Below are 19,203 nucleotides of genomic sequence, written 5' to 3'. Positions count from 1 at the left end.
AAAACAATGTGAAAGAATCTTACAAACTAATGGTAGATTTTTGATATTTCATCTATTGTTACCGGTAATATGACAAAATTTTTCTAAGATAACAACACTGCGTAAGGAGGGACATTCATGCTGGATCAGCGATATCGATGGAAAAATAAACATATTAGAGAACATATTTCCGTTCTAGATGGAAATGTTTCTCCCTCTATTTTATTAACAAATGCCAAGTACTTAAATCAAACGTTTCGTATTTGGATGACTGCAAATATATGGATATACGATGACCGTATTATTTACGTTGGCGACAAATATCCGGACAATGTCGAGCATTGTGAGATCGTGGATTGCACAGGTCTTTTATTGGTGCCAGGCTATATTGAGCCACATGCCCATCCCTTTCAAATATATAATCCCCATTCGCTTGCACACTATGCATCGCAGGGTGGAACGACCACACTCATAAATGACAATATGGTGCTTGTTTTGCAAATGGAAAAAAATAAAGCGTTCTCATTTATGAGGGAGATGCGTAAATCGCCCACCTCCATGTACTGGTGGTGCCGCTTTGATGCCCAAACAGAGATCCGAGACGAGGAACAAATTTTTTCACATAGCAATGTGAAATCCTGGCTCGAACACGATGCGGTCATTCAAGGAGGAGAGCTTACCGGTTGGCCGAAACTTCTTGATGGTGATGATATGATGCTTCATTGGATGCAAGAAGCCAAACGAATGAGAAAGAAAGTCGAAGGTCATTTTCCAGGCGCATCTGAAAAAACATTAGCGAAAATGATGTTATTTGGTGCGGACTGTGACCATGAAGCGATGACAGGAGAAGAAATTTATAATCGTCTGATGCAGGGGTATATGGTTTCTCTAAGACATTCATCTATTCGTCCGGATTTACCTGTCCTACTAGATGAAATTCATCAGCTAGGAATCACGATGTACGATAAATTTATGTTTACTACGGACGGGTCATCTGCTCACTTTTACGAAAATGGAATCATTGATGAAATGATTCGTATTGCCATTGAAAAAGGCGTACCAGTCATGGATGCCTACAATATGGGAACGATTAATGTTGCACGCTACTATAATGTAGAACATCTTCATGGAAATATCGCGACAGGAAGAGTAGCGAATATTAACTTTTTAACAGATGAACGTAATCCAACTCCTGTATCTGTTCTTGCCAAAGGACAGTGGGTAAAAAGAGACGGAGAAGACACCAATGCCTATGAGTCGCTCAATTGGGTGGACATGGGGTTTGAACCGTTAAAGTTAGACTGGGAACTAACTATGGATGATTTTCAGTTCTCGATGCCTTTTGGAATTAAAATGGAGAATGCGGTTATTACCAAGCCATATTCTGTATCTATTGATGCCAATTATGATGAGCTTTCATGTGATCATGATGAGTGCTTCTTCATGCTAATTGATAAACATGGCAAATGGAGAATCAACACGATGTTAAAGGGATTCTCTAACAAGGTGCAGGGCCTAGCTAGCTCGTACTCGACTACAGGAGATATTATTTTAATTGGAAAAAACAAATATGAAATGATGAACGCTTTTCATCGAATGGTCGAGTTAGGTGGAGGAATTGTCATCAGTGAGGAAAGAAGAATCGTGTTGGAAATTCCACTGCCATTAAGTGGCGTGATGAGTGATCACTCCATAGAGAGACTGGTGGAGGAAGATAAGGAATTACTTGCTTATTTGAAAACAAAAGGATACGCGTACGCTGATCCATTTTATACCTTGCTTTTCTTCTCATCCACTCATCTGCCGTATATCCGAATCACACAGCAAGGGATGTACGATGTGATGAACAAAATGATACTCTTTCCAACGATAATGCGTTAAAATATAAAAGGACATTATAGAATGAACATATAAAAAGATTATTAGGGGTGTAATGATGCTTAGGAAATGGATAACAGTCGGGCTGGCATCTGCCTTATTATTAACTGGCTGTAATAAAGTAGAAGAGGTTCAAAAGGAAAGTGAAAAACCAGTGGAAGAGGAAGATACAGTCGTAGAAGAAGTATCCCAAACTTTTGAAGCTCCTTTAACTGGTGTGGAACTATCAGAAGAACCAACTGGTCGAGCGTTTGGTGTGATGATCAACAATGATCCAAAAGCAAGACCGCAGTCCGCACTAAACCAGGCAGATATCGTTTACGAAGTGTTAGCAGAAGGCAATGTAACGAGATTTCTGGCCATTTTTCAAAGCGAACATCCTGAAAATATGGGTCCAGTAAGAAGTGCAAGGGATTATTATATCGACCTTGCCAGCGGGTATGATTCATTATATATCGCTCATGGGTACAGTCCTGAGGCACAGCAAATGCTTACGAGTGGTGTCATCGATAATTTAAATGGAATGCAGTATGATGGTACGCTTTTTAAACGTGCAAGCTTTAGACAGGCACCACATAACAGCTATATTTCATACGAAAATATTGCAAAGGGAGCAGAACAAGTCGGTTATGACATGACAGAAGCTCCAGAGGCTCTACCTTTTTATGAGGAAGAAGAGTTAGCCAGTATCGCAGGTGACGCTGCTGAGCATGTGACAGTTGCTTATTTAAAGAGTAATCTGTTTAAGGTCGACTACAAATACGATAACAGTAGCAAAAAATATGCTAGATATTCAAATGATGAACAAACGATAGATTTAGATTCAGAGGAGCCTGTTCTACTCGACAATATCTTTATTGCTGAGATGGAGCACACCGTATTAGATGACTCTGGAAGAAGAGAGATTGATTTAACCTCTGGTGGAAAAGGGTATTTATTGCAGCAAGGAAAGCTTCTTCAGGTAGAGTGGAAAAATGTAGATGGAAGAATCCTTCCTTTCTTAAATGGTGAAGAAGTCAAGTTTGTTCCAGGAAAAACATGGATCAACATCGTTCCAACAAATCCAGGATTGGAACAAACCGTTACGATACAATCATAAAGGAGTCTAGATCATGCAAATTGATAAATTAAGGGGCAAAGAGCTCGACCAGCTATTTAAGGCGGTTTTAACATTAAAGGATTTAGAAGAGTGCTATAAGTTTTTTGATGATTTATGTACGGTCAATGAAATCCAATCATTAGCTCAACGGTTAGAAGTAGCCCGTATGCTACGTGAAGGGAAAACCTACCATAAAATCGAAACAGAAACAGGTGCTAGTACTGCAACCATTTCACGTGTAAAGCGTTGCTTGAATTATGGCAACGATGCGTATGAAATGGCCCTAGAGCGCGTGAAGGAAGAAGAAGCTGGGACGATTTCGGAATAATAACTTTCGTGTATATAAAAGGATTAGAGATGCCAATATCTCTAATCCTTTTTTCTTTTACAAAAGCAATAATGCGAGTTTGAAAAATAAGCGGAGAAATTTCTCTTAATTAGGAAATTGCACTGAAAATAGCTTAGATAGACGGAGAGAATCCGTCTATTGACTCAAAAAGCGAGAAAATGGTCAATTTTGCTTTGCTTAATCGGAAAATCTCCGCTTATATACCCCAAAACAAGCAGTATTCTGGAGTCTAACCGGAAAACCTCCGCTTATTACTGGTTTCCGAGATGAACCTTATTTCAATTAAAATTGCCAAAATGACAATAAAAAACGCACTATGAATGATAACGTGAATTCAATTGCTTTTTCATAAGAAATCTTCGGTTTTATTTTTTAGAAACTTTCGCTAGTGCTATAATGGTGTAATGTGATAGTAGATGGGAGGTTACAGCATGTACGATGCAAGAGAATGGCGTCATGCTTTTAAATTAGATCCTGATAAGGAAATCTCTGATGAAGCGCTAGAAAGAATATGTGAGTCAGGCACTGATGCCGTCATTGTTGGTGGGACGGATGGAGTAACGGATGAAAAGGTACTTGATCTGATGGCAAGAATTAGAAGATACACGGTGCCTTGTGTGCTGGAAATCTCAAACCTTGAGTCGATTACACCAGGCTTTGATCTTTATTTTATCCCTACGGTCTTAAATAGTCCTGATGCGAGATGGATTGTTGATTTACATCATCAAGCAGTGAAGGAATATGGGGAGATTATGAATTGGGATGAAATTCTTGTTGCAGGATATTGTATCTTGAACGAAAATTGTAAAGCAGCGAAACTAACCCATGCCCAAACATCTTTAACAAAGGAAGATGTGGTTGCTTATGCGCAAATTGCTGAAAAGATGTTTCATTTGCCTATTTTTTATTTAGAATACAGTGGAACCTATGGGGACCCTGAGATCGTGAAGGCCGTTAGCCAAGCAACGCAGGAGATAACCGTGTTTTACGGTGGAGGTATTCATTCATTAGAGCAGGCGAAGGAAATGGCTGAGCTAGCTGATGTGATTGTTGTGGGAAATGCAGTTTATGAAAATTTAGAAGAAGCCCTTCAAACGGTCGAAATTAAATTGATAAAACGATAGTATAAAGGTAAAATAGAATAAGAACATATGTTTGTATGGTGGTGAAAATATAGTGCAATACTTAACAGATAAATTATTAAATGGTTTAAATCCTGAACAACAGCGAGCGGTGAAAACGACGGATGGTCCTCTGTTATTGATGGCTGGTGCGGGTAGTGGCAAGACGAGAGTACTTACGCATCGTATTGCCTATTTAATGGTAGAGAAACAAGTGAATCCGTACAATATTTTGGCGATCACGTTTACGAATAAAGCAGCGCGTGAAATGAAGGAACGTATTTACTCCATGATGGGTGGAGTGGCCGATGAAATCTGGGTATCTACCTTTCACTCGATGTGTGTACGTATTTTAAGAAGAGATATTGACCGACTAGGATACAATCGGAATTTTACGATTCTTGATACAACGGACCAACAATCCGTGGTAAAGACGATTTTAAAAGAGAAAAACCTTGATCCGAAAAAGTATGATCCACGTGCGATTCTTGGGGCTATTAGTTCAGCGAAAAACGAACTGATTGGTCCAGAAGAATTTGCGAAAAATGCGGGCGGTCATATGGATCAAATTGTTGCTGATGTGTACGAGCTTTATCAGAAGCGACTGCGCAAAAATCAAGCCCTTGATTTTGATGATTTGATCATGACGGCAATTCAGCTGTTTCAGCGTGTTCCAGAAGTACTAACTTTCTATCAACGAAAGTTTCAATACATTCATGTGGATGAGTACCAAGATACAAACCGTGCTCAATATATGCTGGTCAAATTGTTGGCACAACGATTCCAAAATCTATGTGTGGTCGGTGACTCGGATCAGTCGATTTATCGCTGGCGTGGGGCAGATATCGCCAATATCCTTTCTTTTGAAAAGGATTATCCGCGTTCAGAGGTTATTCTTCTAGAACAAAACTACCGCTCTACGAAGAGAATTCTATTTGCCGCAAATGAAGTGATTAAAAACAATCTAAACCGTAGAGACAAGAATCTTTGGACCGAAAATGCAGAGGGTAATAAAATCTTCTATTATCGTGCGGACAGTGAGCAAAGTGAAGCTCAGTTTGTAGCAGGGAAAATTAAGGAAGCTGTTCAAAGCGGGAAACGAAAATACTCCGACTTTGCCATTCTGTATCGAACGAATGCCCAGTCCCGTGTAATGGAGGAAGTGTTACTAAAGTCGAACATTGAATACTCCATCGTCGGTGGGGTGAAGTTCTATGACAGAAAAGAAATCAAAGATACACTTGCTTACTTACGCTTGATTGCAAACCCTGATGATGATATCAGCTTAACACGTGTCATCAACGTTCCAAAAAGAGGAGTCGGGTCTAGCTCAGTTGATAAAATTGCTAATTTTGCCGACATGCATGATATGTCCATGTTCCAAGCACTTGGATCGATAGAGTTAATTGGCTTAAGCCCGAAAATCACAAAGGCTTGTCGCGAGTTTTACGATTTGATTAATAACTATACACATATGCAAGAGTATTTATCAGTAACAGAGCTTGTAGAAGAAGTGTTAGAGAAAACAGGCTATTATGAAATGTTAAAAGCAGAAAAATCGATTGAAGCACAAAGTCGACTAGAAAACTTGGACGAATTCTTGTCTGTTACAAAAAACTTTGAAGAAGGAAATGATGATAAAAGTCTGATTGCCTTCTTGACGGATCTTGCCCTCGTTGCCGATATCGATAAGTTGGATGAAGATGGGAAGCAAGTCGATACGGTCGTGTTGATGACGTTGCACTCGGCAAAAGGTCTTGAATTTCCTGTCGTGTTCCTATTAGGACTAGAAGAAGGGGTCTTCCCACATAGTCGATCTCTTATGGAAGAAGCGGAGATGGAGGAAGAGCGTCGCCTTGCTTATGTGGGAATCACAAGAGCGGAGGAAGAATTGTTTATCACGAATGCGCAAATGAGGACCTTATTTGGGCGTACAAACATGAACCCTCCTTCTCGATTTATAGGAGAGATTCCAGCCGATCTGATCGATGGTCTAGAGCCAAGGAAGTCGCCACTACAATCACAGTCAGCTAGTCCTTTCGCCGCTAGACAAGCAGCCGCTGTACGCAAACCAGTACTCCGTCCAATGACGAACTCAACGGGTGGAGAAGAGCATGGATGGAAGGTCGGCGACAAAGCCGTTCACGGAAAATGGGGCACAGGTACAGTTGTTAGCGTAAAAGGTGAAGGAGAAGGAATTGAACTTGATATCGCATTTCCTAAACCAGTTGGGATCAAACGACTGTTAGCGAAGTTTGCTCCTATAACAAAAGGGTAAGGTATTTCAATCAATCAAACGATTGATTGAAATTGCTTGAAACCTTTATCAAGAGGCGCGAAGGCAATTCAATCAAACGTTTGATTGAAAATGATATTTCTATTTTGAAATAATTCTGATGGAAGGGTTGAGTACATGGATCAACAAGCTGCGGAAAAAAGGGTACAAGAGCTGCATGTCCAGTTAAATCAGTTAAACTACGAATATCACGTATTAGACCAACCAACCGCTTCAGATGCTGAATATGATCGATTATTAAGAGAATTAATCAATTTGGAAGAAACGTTTCCTGAACTAAAAAGTCCGGACTCCCCTACACAACGCGTAGGTGGAGCCGTCTTAGATATGTTTGAAAAGGTACAGCATCAATCGCCTATGCTTAGTCTCGGTAATGCCTTTGGAGAACAGGATTTATTGGATTTTGACCGACGTGTACGCCAAGCCGTAGGAGACCAAATTTCTTATGTGTGTGAATTGAAAATTGATGGCCTAGCGGTTTCGCTTCGTTACGAGAATGGTTTATTTATTCGAGGAGCGACTAGAGGAGATGGAACCATTGGAGAGGATATTACGTCTAATTTACGTACAATCAAATCCATTCCTCTAAGATTAAAAGAACCTGTCTCAATTGAAGTTCGTGGAGAAGTGTTCATGCCTCGGAAATCGTTTGAAGCATTAAACTTATTGAAGACAGAACGTGGGGAAGAGCTGGCAGCAAACCCTCGTAATGCAGCGGCTGGTTCACTCAGACAGCTAGATCCGAGAATAGCAGCTTCTCGAAATCTCGATATTTTTCTCTACAATATTGCGGATGTAGGGGAGACTGGTGTGGTTTCGCACAGTGCAGGTCTAGATTTGTTAGAAAGTCTTGGATTTAAGACGAATAAGGAAAGAAGAAGATGTGCTTCTATCGAGGAAGTCATTTCTTACGTCAATGAGTGGACGGAACAGCGCCCGAACCTCCCGTATGATATTGACGGTATCGTTATTAAGGTAGACTCTCTTTCACAGCAGGAGGAGCTTGGTACAACGGCCAAAAGTCCACGCTGGGCCATCGCATACAAATTTCCTGCTGAGGAAGTGGTCACGACATTAAAATCGATTGAATTAAGTGTAGGACGTACAGGGGTCGTTACACCAACGGCTATTTTAGAACCTGTCCGTGTAGCTGGAACAACCGTACAACGTGCCTCTTTACATAACGAAGATTTGATTCGTGAAAAAGATATCAAAATTGGCGATCAGGTGGTTGTCAAAAAAGCAGGAGATATTATTCCAGAGGTCGTAAATGTTCTCGTTGAGAAACGAACAGGAGCAGAGGAAGAATTCCGTATGCCAACACATTGTCCAGAATGTGAAAGCGAGCTGGTGAGGCTTGAAGAGGAAGTGGCGCTGCGTTGTATTAATCCAAAATGTCCGGCACAAATCAGAGAAGGATTGATTCACTTCGTATCTAGAACCGCTATGAATATTGATGGTCTTGGTGAAAAGGTGATCAGTCAGTTGTTTGCCGAACAATTGATTGAAGATGTGGCGGATATTTATAAACTTACGTTTGATCAGTTGATTCAATTAGAGAGAATGGGAGAAAAGTCCGTTAACAATCTGATTGATGCCATTGAAGCATCAAAAGCCAATTCTCTTGAAAAGTTGCTGTTCGGATTAGGCATTCGTCATGTGGGAGCCAAAGCGGCAAAAACTCTTGCTCAAGAATTTGAAACGATTGACCGATTAGCGTTGGCAACTGCTGAAGAATTAACAGCCATCAACGAAATCGGAGAAAAAATGGCCGAATCGGTGGTCGCTTATTTTGAGCTCGAAGAAGTGAAAGAGTTAATTGAAGAGCTAAAAGAAGCCGGAGTTAACACGATTTATAATGGACCGAAAAAGGTTGCTGTGGAAAACATTGATCATTTCTTTGCTGGAAAAACGATTGTCCTAACAGGTAAGCTAGAGCAGCTATCTCGTAATGAAGCGAAGGAAAGAATAGAAGCGTTTGGCGGGAAAGTCGCAGGAAGTGTAAGTAAAAAAACAGATTTAGTTATCGCTGGGGAAGAGGCTGGATCCAAATTAACTAAAGCAGAACAGCTTGGAATTGAAGTGTGGAATGAAGAGAGATTAGTGGAAGAATTGAAGAAATAGAGGTGATACCATGAGGAAGATTCTAATGGTTGCTCTTGCCGTTCTCTTGAGTTTAACGGCCTGTGCTCCTAACCTTCAGAAGCAAGAAGAGGTGGTACAGGAAAACGATGATACAAAGGAAAAGGCCATTATCCCGAAGTATCAGATTTCTGATCAATACTATCGGACGATCCTACCTTTCGAGCCTTCGCAAGCAAGGGGATTAATCGTAAATAACTTAAACACAAGATACGATATTAGTGAGTTTGAAACAGGGTTAATGAGGCTTGCGCAAACGTCCTTTGGGCCAGATAAGTACCTTTTTAAGGAAGGGCAAAATCTTGACCGGGAAACGGTTGGTTTATGGCTGAACCGGAAAATGACGGAGACGCAGCTACAAGATGCTGGTTTAAAAGAAGAGGAAAACATTGGTTTGAATCCGCAAATTCCTGAAGGCGGAGATATAGCAGCGAATAATGAACAAAACCCGATTTATTTAGCGCATCTTTTAGAGCATAACTATCTTCTTAAAGATGAAGACGGTACGGTTCGTCTCGGAGGAGTGGTGATCGGACTGGCATTAAACTCTGTCCACTATTACCAAAAAGAAGCTTACGGTGCCACATTTGAATCCGAAATTTCACAAGCCAAACTTGAAGAAGAAGGAAAAAGAATCGCTGGTGAAGTACTGACTAGACTTCGTGGGATGAAGAGCTTAGCGAATGTCCCCATTACGATTGCACTTTTTAAACAGAAAAGTCGATCTTCTGTTGTTCCAGGGAATTTTATCGCTTACGCCTCAGCAGATAAAGGAAGTTCAAAATTGGGAGCTTGGCAAAGCGTAAACGAAAATTATTTCCTGTTTCCGTCCACAGAAGCGACAAATGCCCATCGTGACGATGTGACTTTCTTCTTGAATTTTAAACAGGATGTGGAAACGTATTTTCCGAACTTTAACGGTGTTATTGGTCAGGCATTTTATGTTGGAGATCAGCTTCAAGAGTTGAAAATCGATATCCCGATCCAGTTTTACGGAAAAGCAGAGGCAGTTGGCTTTACACAATACGTAACAGGGTTAGTGATGGAACATTTCCCTGACTATTATTCAGTAGAGGTGAACATCACTTCCGTCAATGGACAAGAAGGCCTCATCGTAAAAGAGGCGGGAGACAAAGAACCGTTTGTTCATATTTATCAATAATTAAGGTTCTTTTCTTAAACTTTGTTGCTTTTTGGAACATAATTGTGACGATTGTGCTAAGTTTCCGCAGAAAACAGCATTAATTAATAAGAAAAGAGCCTGCAAACTAAATTCTTAAGCGCAAAATAGCTATTTCCACGTTAAAATCGGCTTTAAGATTTTAACAACAATCTTTACCAAAACAGCCATAGTCTAAAGACAAGGTGGATGCCTTGTCTTTTTTCTGTTCATTTGAAGGTCCGTTTGTTGTCGTGCTAAAATGGGATGTGGAACGTTTTCATCATAAGGAGGCGGAAGAGATGGTACAACCGTATAAACATGAACCATTCACAGACTTTTCTCATGATCATGAACGCGAAGGATTTTTATTAGGCTTACAAACAGTAGAAGGATATCTTGGCCAAGACTATGACTTAATCATTGGTGGCGAGCGAATTTCAACAGAAGATAAAATAGTATCATACAATCCATCACATAAAATAGAAGTCGTTGGACGCGTCTCTAAGGCGAATCGTGAATTAGCAGAAAAAGCGATTCAAGCGGCAGTGGAGGCATTTAAAACGTGGAGAAAAGCAAAGCCAGAATTACGTGCAGATGTGCTCTTTAAAGCAGCTGCCATCATACGCCGTCGCAAGCACGAATTCTCCGCCTTGTTAACAAAAGAAGCGGGGAAACCTTGGAGAGAAGCAGATGCGGATACAGCAGAAGCGATCGACTTCTTAGAATATTACGCACGTCAAATGCTGGACCTTAAGGACGGTGTGCCGGTAAATAGCCGTCCAAATGAATTTAACCGGTATGACTATATTCCATTGGGTGTCGGAATTATCATCTCTCCTTGGAATTTCCCGCTTGCCATCATGGCTGGAACAACCGTAGCCGCGATCATTACTGGAAATACGGTTCTTTTAAAACCAGCTTCAACCACTCCTGTTGTAGCAGCGAAGTTTGTGGAAGTGATGGAGGAAGCGGGATTACCAAAGGGTGTATTGAACTTTGTACCTGGAAGTGGAGCTGAGGTGGGTGACTACTTGGTAGATCACAAGGATACACGTTTTATCTCCTTTACAGGATCAAGAGATGTTGGACTTCGAATTTTCGAGCGTGCCTCTAAATTAAATGAAGGCCAAATCTGGTTAAAGCGTGTGATAGCTGAGATGGGTGGAAAAGACACGATCGTCGTTGATCAGGAAGCGGATCTTGAATTAGCGGCACAGTCCATTGTTGCCTCAGCATTTGGCTTCTCTGGTCAAAAATGTTCGGCATGCTCCCGTGCAGTCATCGTGGAGGATGTTTACGATACCGTATTAAAGCGAGTAGTGGAACTAACGAATCAGTTAACTCTTGGCAATCCTGAAGAGCAAAGTACGTATATGGGACCAGTGATTGATCAAAGTGCTTTTAATAAAATCATGAGTTATATTGATATTGGAAAGCAGGAAGGCCGTCTAGTCGCTGGAGGAGGGGGAGATAACTCTAAAGGCTTTTTCATCAAACCTACCGTATTCGCTGATTTAGCTCCAAATGCTCGACTCATGCAAGAAGAAATCTTTGGCCCGGTTGTTGGTTTTACAAAAGCTAAGGACTTTACAGAAGCGATTGAGATAGCCAATAACACGGAATATGGATTAACAGGAGCTGTTATCACCACCAACCGTGAACATATGCAACAAGCCCGCGAAGATTTCCACGTAGGAAATCTATACTTTAACCGCGGCTGTACAGGAGCAATTGTCGGATACCAGCCATTCGGAGGCTTTAATATGTCAGGAACCGACTCAAAAGCGGGTGGCCCTGATTATTTATTGCTCCATTTGCAGGCAAAAACAACATCTGAATTGTATTAATTAGTTTGCTAGCACCACTCCAGGTTTGGGGTGGTGTTTTTTGTGAATGAATGCTCTGGAGCAAAGGTGGTGGTGGTGATTATGACGCGAGAGTGAAGGTTGAAGGGAGGAGAGGAGTCATAAGAAGCGGTTTATGACATAAAAGCAAGGGGAAACGAGTACAAGAGGTCATAAAATCAGAATTATGACATCAGACCAAGGAAAACACAACTCGAGAAGTCATAACAACAAGAAAATGTAGGTGCTAGTTCACTAGAATTCACCCAAAAAAGCCCACTTTTCCAACTTAATTTTATAAATTTCAGTGTATACATATCAGTAAATGGTGGGTTGAGCCCTATAAACATATCAATACTATGAATATTTATAAATTAACAGGTTTATTTTCAGATAATTCAGTTAGATAGAACCCAGTATGTATGCTACGCTTGTTATATTGGTTCGGTCACGGTAAGAAATCATGTGTATAATTTTACAAAGAAATTGTATGAGCCAATAAAATCATTGAGAGGGGAAATGTGAAAAAAATATGGAAACTGCTACGTTAGTTACTTTTATTGTGTATCTAGTTGGCATGCTGATCATTGGTTTGATCTCATTTAAGCTAACTAGCAATCTATCGGATTATGTCTTAGGAGGAAGAAGTCTTGGACCAGGTGTAACAGCTTTAAGTGCTGGTGCCTCTGATATGAGTTCATGGCTGCTACTTGGATTACCTGGGCTTGCTTATGCCACTGGATTAGATTCCATTTGGATGTGTGTGGGTTTAATTATTGGTGCGTATTTAAACTGGAAATTTGTTGCATCAAGATTAAGATCGTACACTGAGGTGGCGAATGATTCGATTACGGTCCCCGATTTTTTTGAAAATCGCTTCAAAGATCAATCACGTTTACTACGAGTTATCTCCGCGTTAGTCATATTAATCTTTTTCACCTTTTACGCGTCCTCAGGTTTAGTAGGAGGAGCACTGTTATTCCAAGAAACGTTTGGAATGTCTTATAATACAGCTCTCTTTATCGGAGCCATTGTTATTATTTCGTATACTTTCTTAGGAGGCTACTTAGCGGTCAGTTGGACGGACTTTTTCCAAGGATTGTTAATGTTCTTAGCATTGGTGATTGTTCCGATTGTCGCTATATTTAAATTAGGTGGTTGGGGTGAATCGATGGACGCCATCCGCAGTATTGATCCTTCCTATCTCAATGCATTTGATTCAGTGACGGCAATGGGGACGATCTCATTACTTGCATGGGGATTAGGCTACTTCGGTCAACCGCATATTATCACCCGCTTTATGGGTATTCGTTCCACGGAGGAAGTAAGAAAAGCCAGATGGATTGGGATGGGCTGGATGACCATTTCAGTAGTTGGAGCGATCATTGTTGGGTTGGTCGGAATCGCTTATTTTGCTGATAATCCACTAATTACAGCGGATGTAAATAATAGCGAGAAAGTGTTTATCTTTTTCTCAGACATCTTGTTTAATCCTTGGGTATCAGGAATTCTGCTTGCTGCCATTCTTTCGGCCATTATGAGTACCATTGATTCACAGCTATTAGTATCTTCCAGTGCGTTAGCCGAAGACTTTTACAAAGCACTGTTCCGAAAGAATGCTAGTGATGCAGAATTGGTGTGGGTTGGTAGAGCAGGAGTCATTGTTATTGCCCTTGTTGCCATTGCACTTGCTTATACAGGCAATCCTGAAAATGGAGGAGCGTCTATATTAGACCTTGTTAGTTATGCTTGGGGTGGATTTGGAGCGGCATTCGGTCCGGTAATCATTCTGTCTCTTTATTGGAAGCGAATGAACCGAAATGGTGCTCTAGCGGGTATGATTACAGGTGCTGTTACCGTGGTTGTGTGGAAGCAGTTAACTGTGGCTGGCATTATCCCATTTGAGTTGTATGAAATTGTGCCTGGGTTTATCTTAGCGACGATTGCCATTATCGTGTTCAGTTTAACAGGAAACGAACCGCGAAAAAACATTAAAGAAGAATTTGTTGAAGCGGTTGAGAATGATAACGAGAAATAATAGAACGGCCACTCGCGAGTTTAGCGAGTGGTTTTTACATATATTAATAATTTGTAAAGGTTAAAAACCAGAGAATAGGGCGAATTTTAGGTCTGATGACACAGAAAAAGGAATATTTCGGTTAGTGAATTACTTTATTTGTCGAAAAATAGTACTTTTTTACTGAAATTGTAAATTTACAAAACTAGAAAACTAGCTTAATGATAGCTTCATACTTTTTTCATAACATATTCCTTGTGAGAAAAAGTTATGAGGGGGAAATTCAATGTTTAATAAATCTTTCAAAAAGAAGATCATTCCATTTGCAGCAGTCACAACATTGGCTTTAACAAGCTTAGTAGGATCATTCTCTACTACAGAGGTAGAAGCGAAATCTAGTAAAAGCAACAATGCAGAAATCAAAAATGTTATCTTCCTTATTGGAGATGGAATGGGAGTTTCCTATACTTCAGCCTACCGTTATATGACGGATAGTGATAACTCGAAGTTCGTAGGGAAATCTGAATTTGATAATTACCTTGTTGGTCAACAAATGACCTATCCTGAAGATCCTAAGCAAAACGTAACAGATTCAGCGTCTGCAGCTACGGCTATGTCAGCTGGTATTAAAACATACAACAATGCAATCGCAGTGGATAATGACGGTTCAGAAGTAAAAACGGTCTTAGAAGCAGCGAAAGAAAGAGGCAAAGCGACTGGATTAGTGGCAACTTCTGAAATTACGCATGCAACACCAGCATCATTCGGTTCACATGATGAAAGCAGAAAAAACATGAATGCCATCGCAGATGATTATTTTGATGATGTAATTAATGGCAAGCAAAAGGTAGATGTTCTACTTGGTGGTGGTACAAGCCTATTTGATCGTGCAGATCGTGATTTAACAGCAGAATTTCAGGAAGCTGGATATAGCTATGTAACAAATAAAGAAGATCTGCTAAATGATACAAATGATCGGATTCTAGGATTGTTTGCGGAAGGTGGACTTCCAAAGATGATTGACCGCACGGAGGATGTTCCTTCATTAGAAGATATGACAAATACAGCAATTGATCGTTTATCAAAAGATAAAGATGGCTTCTTCTTAATGATTGAGGGTAGCCAAATTGACTGGGCTGGCCATGATAATGACATTGTTGGTGCCATGAGTGAAATGGAAGACTTTGAAAAGGCATTTAAAGCAGCTATTGAGTTTGCTAAGAAGGATAAGCACACGTTAGTCGTTGCAACAGCTGACCATTCAACGGGTGGATACTCAATTGGTGCGGATGGAGTCTATAACTGGTTCGGTGAGCCAATTAAAGCAGCAAAGCGCACACCTGACTTTATGGCAGCTGAAATCGTAGCAGGAGCAAACGTAAGAGAAACACTAACCAAATATATCGACCAAAGTATCCTTGCCTTAACCGATGCTGAAATTGCTTCAGTAGAGGAAGTAGCTTCTAAGAAAGCTGTGGATATTGATAATGCCATTGAGGAAATTTTTAACGAGCGTTCTCACACTGGGTGGACAACGGGTGGACATACAGGAGAAGACGTACCTGTATATGCATACGGTCCTGCTAGTGATCGTTTTGCTGGTCAAATCGACAACACCGATCATGCGAAAATCATCTTTGACTTATTAGAAAAAGGGAAAAATAAGACGGTTATTAATGATAAGTAAGAAGCAAGAAGAATCCCGTTGGAAAGCAGCGGGTTCTTTTTCTTAAAAGGAGGCTAACTAACTATGAAAAGAATTTCTATAGCACTTATTCTCTTACTTTTATCTGTTGTTACAGCTTGCAATAATGAAGATAAGCTAAGCGGGGAAAAGGTATCAGCAACAGCTACTGCTAAAGAACCAACAAAAGGCACAACCGAGTATGTTCCAAACCCACAAGTACCAGATGATCGTGAACTGGATGAAGTAGGGGAGGTTCTTACTGATCGTAAAGGAGAAATTACGCTCCTTAGCCAGCTGACACCAAATGAAGTGGTAAAGCTTGGACCTATTCAATTGGTTGTAAAAGATGTAAAGACCATTCATCTACGTCCGGATTATGGAATGATTGATTATTTTCATATGTTAACTCATGATGAAGAATTTGATTTTGTTAAGGTGTATTTTGAAGTAACAAACACATCCAACGAAGAAATGAACTTTGGTCCTGTTGCACTTGTTGAAACAAGTGAAGGAGAAAAGGTCACATGGGAAAAGGATATTTACTTAGACGGGTTGCACGGTGTGTATGCTCCTGGTGAAAAGAAGCAGGGGAATGTTGGATTTATTTTAGAGAACTCTAATATCCAATCAGTAAAAGTACTAACTAGTGATGTCTACGATGTGAACGAAAAGCTAATCCAAAAGGCTACGGAGCTTGAGTATACGTTTAGTGAATAATGATGTGTGTGCCACTCTTTGGAGTGGTTTTATGTTGTTTAGGAGATTAAATAGCTGAAGATAATAAAAGGGTGAAGAGATGGTAAGTGAGGGTGTTGGCTCGCAAACTTTGAGAATCGCAAATAAGAGAGGGCGGATCGCAAATAAAGTTTGAGAATCGCAAATAAGAGTGGCGGATCGCAAATAAAGTTTGAGAATCGCAAATAAGAGAGGGCGGATCGCAAATAAAGTTTGAGAATCGCAAATAAGAGTGGCGGATCGCAAATAAAGTTTGAGAATCGCAAGTAAAAGTGTAGGATCGCAAATAAAGTTTGAGAATCGCAAATAAGAGTGTTGGATCGCAAATAAAGTTTGAAAATCGCAAATAAGAGTGTCGGATCGCAAATAAAGTTTGAGAATCGCAAATAAAAATTCAGAATCGCAAATAAATCTCTGGAATCGCAAATAAAAATTCAGAATCGCAAATATATCCTGGAAATCGTAGATAATCATCTTCAAAATTGATCGAGTTCCGTTGAAATATCCTCTCGAGCATCAAAAAGTGCTGGCTGAATGCTGATTCGGCCAGTTTTTTGTTGATTAACTTCTGATTTTGAATCATCTCCGATCATCCGCCTCCATTTTTGGATTCGTCTAGTTCCATCGGCTTGCCTTACGCTTGCCTTACGCTTGTCGGGGCTGTTCAAGCCGCTTCCGCTTTGGGATTCGTCTAGCTCCAGCGGCTCGGGGCTCGGGGTCATAAGCCAAAGCCCTCCAGAGGTCAGGACCTCTTGCGGTCTTCGTCTTATACCTGTCGCCCCTGACCAAGCCGCTTCCGCTTTGGAGATTTTGTCGAAAAAATAATCTGAAAATTTTAGAAAAAGTGGTTCCTATCTCCAAAACTCTGTTATATAATACAACATGTAAATATAACTGTATTATAACAACTGGGACAAAAAATGAAGGGAGAGGTTTTTACAATGACAAATGAAAGAGTAAGAGAGTTACAGGAAAGCTGGGAAATGGATGCGCGTTGGCAGGGGATTGAAAGACCGTATTCTGCCGAAGAGGTTATTAAATTAAGAGGTTCGATTGATATTGAACATACACTGGCTCGTCGGGGAGCAGAAAAACTGTGGAAGCTTGTGAAGGAAGAAGACTTCGTCAATGCACTTGGCGCATTAACGGGGAATCAAGCGGTTCAACAGGTGAAGGCGGGCTTGAAGGCGATATACTTAAGCGGATGGCAAGTGGCAGCAGATGCTAACCTCTCTGGACATATGTATCCAGATCAAAGCTTGTATCCAGCTAACTCTGTACCAAGTGTGGTAAAGAGGATTAATCAAGCATTACAACGCGCGGACCAAATTACTCACTCGGAAGGGGACGATTCGATCGATTGGTTTGCACCGATTGTGGCTGATGCGGAGGCTGGATTTGGTGGCCAATTAAACTGTTTTGAATTGATGAAAGGTATGATTGAAGCGGGTGCTGCTGGTGTGCACTTCGAAGATCAACTGTCTTCAGAGAAAAAATGTGGTCATTTAGGAGGAAAAGTACTACTTCCGACTCAAACGGCTGTACGCAACTTAATTGCGGCACGTCTTGCTGCTGATGTAATGGGTGTTCCAACTGTACTAGTGGCAAGAACGGATGCCAATGCGGCTGACCTTATTACAAGTGATGTGGATCCGGTTGATGCTCCGTTTATAACAGGTGAAAGAACACCAGAAGGATTTTTCCGAACGAATGCTGGACTCGACCAAGCCATTGCTAGAGGGTTAGCATACGCACCATACGCCGATCTGATTTGGTGCGAAACTTCGGAGCCTAATATTGAAGAAGCACGTCGATTTGCCGAAGCGATCCATGAGAAGTTCCCTGGAAAGCTTTTAGCATATAATTGTTCTCCATCGTTTAACTGGAAAAAGAAGCTCGATGATGACACGATTGCAAAGTTCCAAATTGAGCTTGGTAAAATGGGCTACAAATTCCAGTTTGTCACTCTAGCTGGTTTCCATGCGCTAAACCACAGCATGTTTGAACTTGCTCGTGGTTATAAAGATCGTGGAATGGCAGCGTATTCAGAGCTTCAGCAAGCAGAGTTTGCTAGCGAAGAAAAAGGCTATACGGCTACAAGACATCAACGAGAAGTGGGTACAGGTTACTTTGACCAAGTCTCAATGGTGATTTCTGGTGGTACTTCTTCCACCACTGCTTTAAAGGGGTCAACGGAAGAAGAGCAGTTTACAGCATCAAAGTAAGAGGCTTCAAACTTGTTTTACACCTTTATTTGTAAACCTCCATTTTGTCCTTCTCTTTCTAATGAAAGGGAAGGAATTTTTTTGGCCTTACGATTGGGTTATACTTTATATACGAACAATTATAAGGGGATCATCATACAAATTTAAGGAGGAGGAATGATATATGCGACCTGATATTGATGAATATCTTCAACAAGGGATTCACGGGAAAAAGGAAACCAATCCGGATGAAAGACGCCGATTTTTAGGAACCTTACGAGAACGTGTCGTCATTGCCCTAAAACAACCACAGTTGATAGAGCTAGGCATCTATCCAGAGGTGGAGACCGCTTTAAAAGAAAATAAAAAAGCCCATCTCTATTTGAATGGCAATATGAGTTACGAGTTTTTGTCTAAGTATAAAAAAATAGCCGATCAGTATGATGTTGAATATACGCTTGTGACAAACAAAGAATATGACTCGGAACTCGGGCTTGTTCTAGCCTATGATTACGCAATAGATAAGGAAAGCATCTATGTCGAAAAGAAAGTAAGCATAGAACCAACTCCAAAGAAAAAGGGCTTCTTTGAAAAGCTATTTGGCAATTAACTTGGCAGTCACGAAAAGTGTACTGCTTTTTCTGTGGAATACTTTGCCCAAAGCCTAAAACTTTGATATCATCAGTGTAT

14 protein-coding genes are annotated in these 19,203 nt (G+C 40.7%); 13 read left to right on the top strand and 1 reads right to left on the bottom strand.

All coding sequences use genetic code 11. The features are described 5' to 3' along the window. Positions 1-117 precede the first annotated feature (117 nt). The 11 genes from ACQ5H4_RS17805 to ACQ5H4_RS17755 all read left to right on the top strand — a co-directional run bounded on the left by ACQ5H4_RS17805 (position 118) and on the right by ACQ5H4_RS17755 (position 16,291). Positions 118-1,860 (top strand): adenine deaminase C-terminal domain-containing protein, encoded by a 1,743-nt coding sequence (locus ACQ5H4_RS17805; RefSeq protein WP_430776333.1) that lies wholly within the window; start codon positions 118-120, stop codon positions 1,858-1,860. A gap of 55 nt (positions 1,861-1,915) precedes the next feature. Further along, the gene (locus ACQ5H4_RS17800) at positions 1,916-2,956 is read left to right on the top strand and encodes a DUF3048 domain-containing protein (RefSeq protein WP_430776332.1); all 1,041 of its coding nucleotides are present in this window, start codon (positions 1,916-1,918) and stop codon (positions 2,954-2,956) included. A gap of 13 nt (positions 2,957-2,969) precedes the next feature. Then, positions 2,970-3,284: a YerC/YecD family TrpR-related protein gene (locus tag ACQ5H4_RS17795; RefSeq protein ID WP_066057816.1), complete on the top strand. Its 315-nt coding sequence runs from the start codon at positions 2,970-2,972 to the stop codon at positions 3,282-3,284. A gap of 452 nt (positions 3,285-3,736) precedes the next feature. Further along, complete coding sequence (pcrB, locus tag ACQ5H4_RS17790; protein WP_430776331.1) at positions 3,737-4,429, top strand: heptaprenylglyceryl phosphate synthase; 693 nt, start codon at positions 3,737-3,739, stop codon at positions 4,427-4,429. A 52-nt stretch (positions 4,430-4,481) separates the two neighbouring features. Further along, positions 4,482-6,704, top strand: a complete 2,223-nt coding sequence (pcrA, locus tag ACQ5H4_RS17785; protein ID WP_430776330.1) for a DNA helicase PcrA — start codon at positions 4,482-4,484, stop codon at positions 6,702-6,704. A gap of 135 nt (positions 6,705-6,839) precedes the next feature. Continuing rightward, positions 6,840-8,846, top strand: coding sequence for an NAD-dependent DNA ligase LigA (ligA, locus tag ACQ5H4_RS17780; protein WP_430776329.1), 2,007 nt, complete (start codon positions 6,840-6,842; stop codon positions 8,844-8,846). A 10-nt stretch (positions 8,847-8,856) separates the two neighbouring features. After that, complete coding sequence (locus ACQ5H4_RS17775; RefSeq protein WP_430776328.1) at positions 8,857-10,026, top strand: CamS family sex pheromone protein; 1,170 nt, start codon at positions 8,857-8,859, stop codon at positions 10,024-10,026. 299 nt (positions 10,027-10,325) lie between these two features. Then, positions 10,326-11,873 carry an L-glutamate gamma-semialdehyde dehydrogenase gene (gene pruA / locus ACQ5H4_RS17770; protein WP_430776327.1) on the top strand — a complete coding sequence of 516 codons (1,548 nt, stop codon included), beginning with the start codon at positions 10,326-10,328 and terminating at the stop codon, positions 11,871-11,873. 529 nt (positions 11,874-12,402) lie between these two features. Further along, positions 12,403-13,908: a sodium/proline symporter PutP gene (gene putP / locus ACQ5H4_RS17765; RefSeq protein ID WP_430776326.1), complete on the top strand. Its 1,506-nt coding sequence runs from the start codon at positions 12,403-12,405 to the stop codon at positions 13,906-13,908. Positions 13,909-14,173: 265 nt separating this feature from the next. After that, the gene (locus ACQ5H4_RS17760) at positions 14,174-15,574 is read left to right on the top strand and encodes an alkaline phosphatase (RefSeq protein WP_430776325.1); all 1,401 of its coding nucleotides are present in this window, start codon (positions 14,174-14,176) and stop codon (positions 15,572-15,574) included. 63 nt (positions 15,575-15,637) lie between these two features. Next, a complete protein-coding gene (locus ACQ5H4_RS17755; protein ID WP_430776324.1) occupies positions 15,638-16,291 on the top strand; it encodes a DUF4352 domain-containing protein in 654 nt (217 codons plus the stop codon). A gap of 494 nt (positions 16,292-16,785) precedes the next feature. Here the strand turns inward: ACQ5H4_RS17755 and ACQ5H4_RS17750 are convergent, their stop codons facing one another. Then, the gene (locus tag ACQ5H4_RS17750) at positions 16,786-17,031 is read right to left on the bottom strand and encodes a hypothetical protein (RefSeq protein WP_430776323.1); all 246 of its coding nucleotides are present in this window, start codon (positions 17,029-17,031) and stop codon (positions 16,786-16,788) included. Positions 17,032-17,250: 219 nt separating this feature from the next. Between ACQ5H4_RS17750 and aceA the strand changes: the two genes are divergently transcribed. Both aceA and ACQ5H4_RS17740 read left to right on the top strand, forming a co-directional pair. Continuing rightward, positions 17,251-18,534 carry an isocitrate lyase gene (aceA, locus tag ACQ5H4_RS17745; RefSeq protein WP_430776322.1) on the top strand — a complete coding sequence of 428 codons (1,284 nt, stop codon included), beginning with the start codon at positions 17,251-17,253 and terminating at the stop codon, positions 18,532-18,534. A gap of 163 nt (positions 18,535-18,697) precedes the next feature. Further along, positions 18,698-19,123: a YueI family protein gene (locus ACQ5H4_RS17740; RefSeq protein WP_430776321.1), complete on the top strand. Its 426-nt coding sequence runs from the start codon at positions 18,698-18,700 to the stop codon at positions 19,121-19,123. Positions 19,124-19,203: the final 80 nt, after the last annotated feature.

Source organism: Bacillus coreaensis, assembly GCF_050586445.1.
GTDB classification, from domain to species: domain Bacteria; phylum Bacillota; class Bacilli; order Bacillales; family Cytobacillaceae; genus Robertmurraya_A; species Robertmurraya_A coreaensis.
The sequence above is the reverse complement of the archived record's forward strand: the minus strand, read 5'-3'. Positions and strand labels throughout refer to the sequence as shown.

Bases quoted from the DNA above. Each gene is read 5' to 3' on its own strand.
- ACQ5H4_RS17805 (WP_430776333.1), top strand. From the start codon at position 118: ATGCTGGATCAGCGATATCGATGGAAAAATAAACATATTAGAGAACAT.
- ACQ5H4_RS17800 (WP_430776332.1), top strand. From the start codon at position 1,916: ATGCTTAGGAAATGGATAACAGTCGGGCTGGCATCTGCCTTATTATTA.
- ACQ5H4_RS17795 (WP_066057816.1), top strand. From the start codon at position 2,970: ATGCAAATTGATAAATTAAGGGGCAAAGAGCTCGACCAGCTATTTAAG.
- pcrB (WP_430776331.1), top strand. From the start codon at position 3,737: ATGTACGATGCAAGAGAATGGCGTCATGCTTTTAAATTAGATCCTGAT.
- ligA (WP_430776329.1), top strand. From the start codon at position 6,840: ATGGATCAACAAGCTGCGGAAAAAAGGGTACAAGAGCTGCATGTCCAG.
- ACQ5H4_RS17775 (WP_430776328.1), top strand. From the start codon at position 8,857: ATGAGGAAGATTCTAATGGTTGCTCTTGCCGTTCTCTTGAGTTTAACG.
- pruA (WP_430776327.1), top strand. From the start codon at position 10,326: ATGGTACAACCGTATAAACATGAACCATTCACAGACTTTTCTCATGAT.
- putP (WP_430776326.1), top strand. From the start codon at position 12,403: ATGGAAACTGCTACGTTAGTTACTTTTATTGTGTATCTAGTTGGCATG.
- ACQ5H4_RS17760 (WP_430776325.1), top strand. From the start codon at position 14,174: ATGTTTAATAAATCTTTCAAAAAGAAGATCATTCCATTTGCAGCAGTC.
- ACQ5H4_RS17755 (WP_430776324.1), top strand. From the start codon at position 15,638: ATGAAAAGAATTTCTATAGCACTTATTCTCTTACTTTTATCTGTTGTT.
- ACQ5H4_RS17750 (WP_430776323.1), bottom strand. From the start codon at position 17,031: ATGACCCCGAGCCCCGAGCCGCTGGAGCTAGACGAATCCCAAAGCGGA.
- aceA (WP_430776322.1), top strand. From the start codon at position 17,251: ATGACAAATGAAAGAGTAAGAGAGTTACAGGAAAGCTGGGAAATGGAT.
- ACQ5H4_RS17740 (WP_430776321.1), top strand. From the start codon at position 18,698: ATGCGACCTGATATTGATGAATATCTTCAACAAGGGATTCACGGGAAA.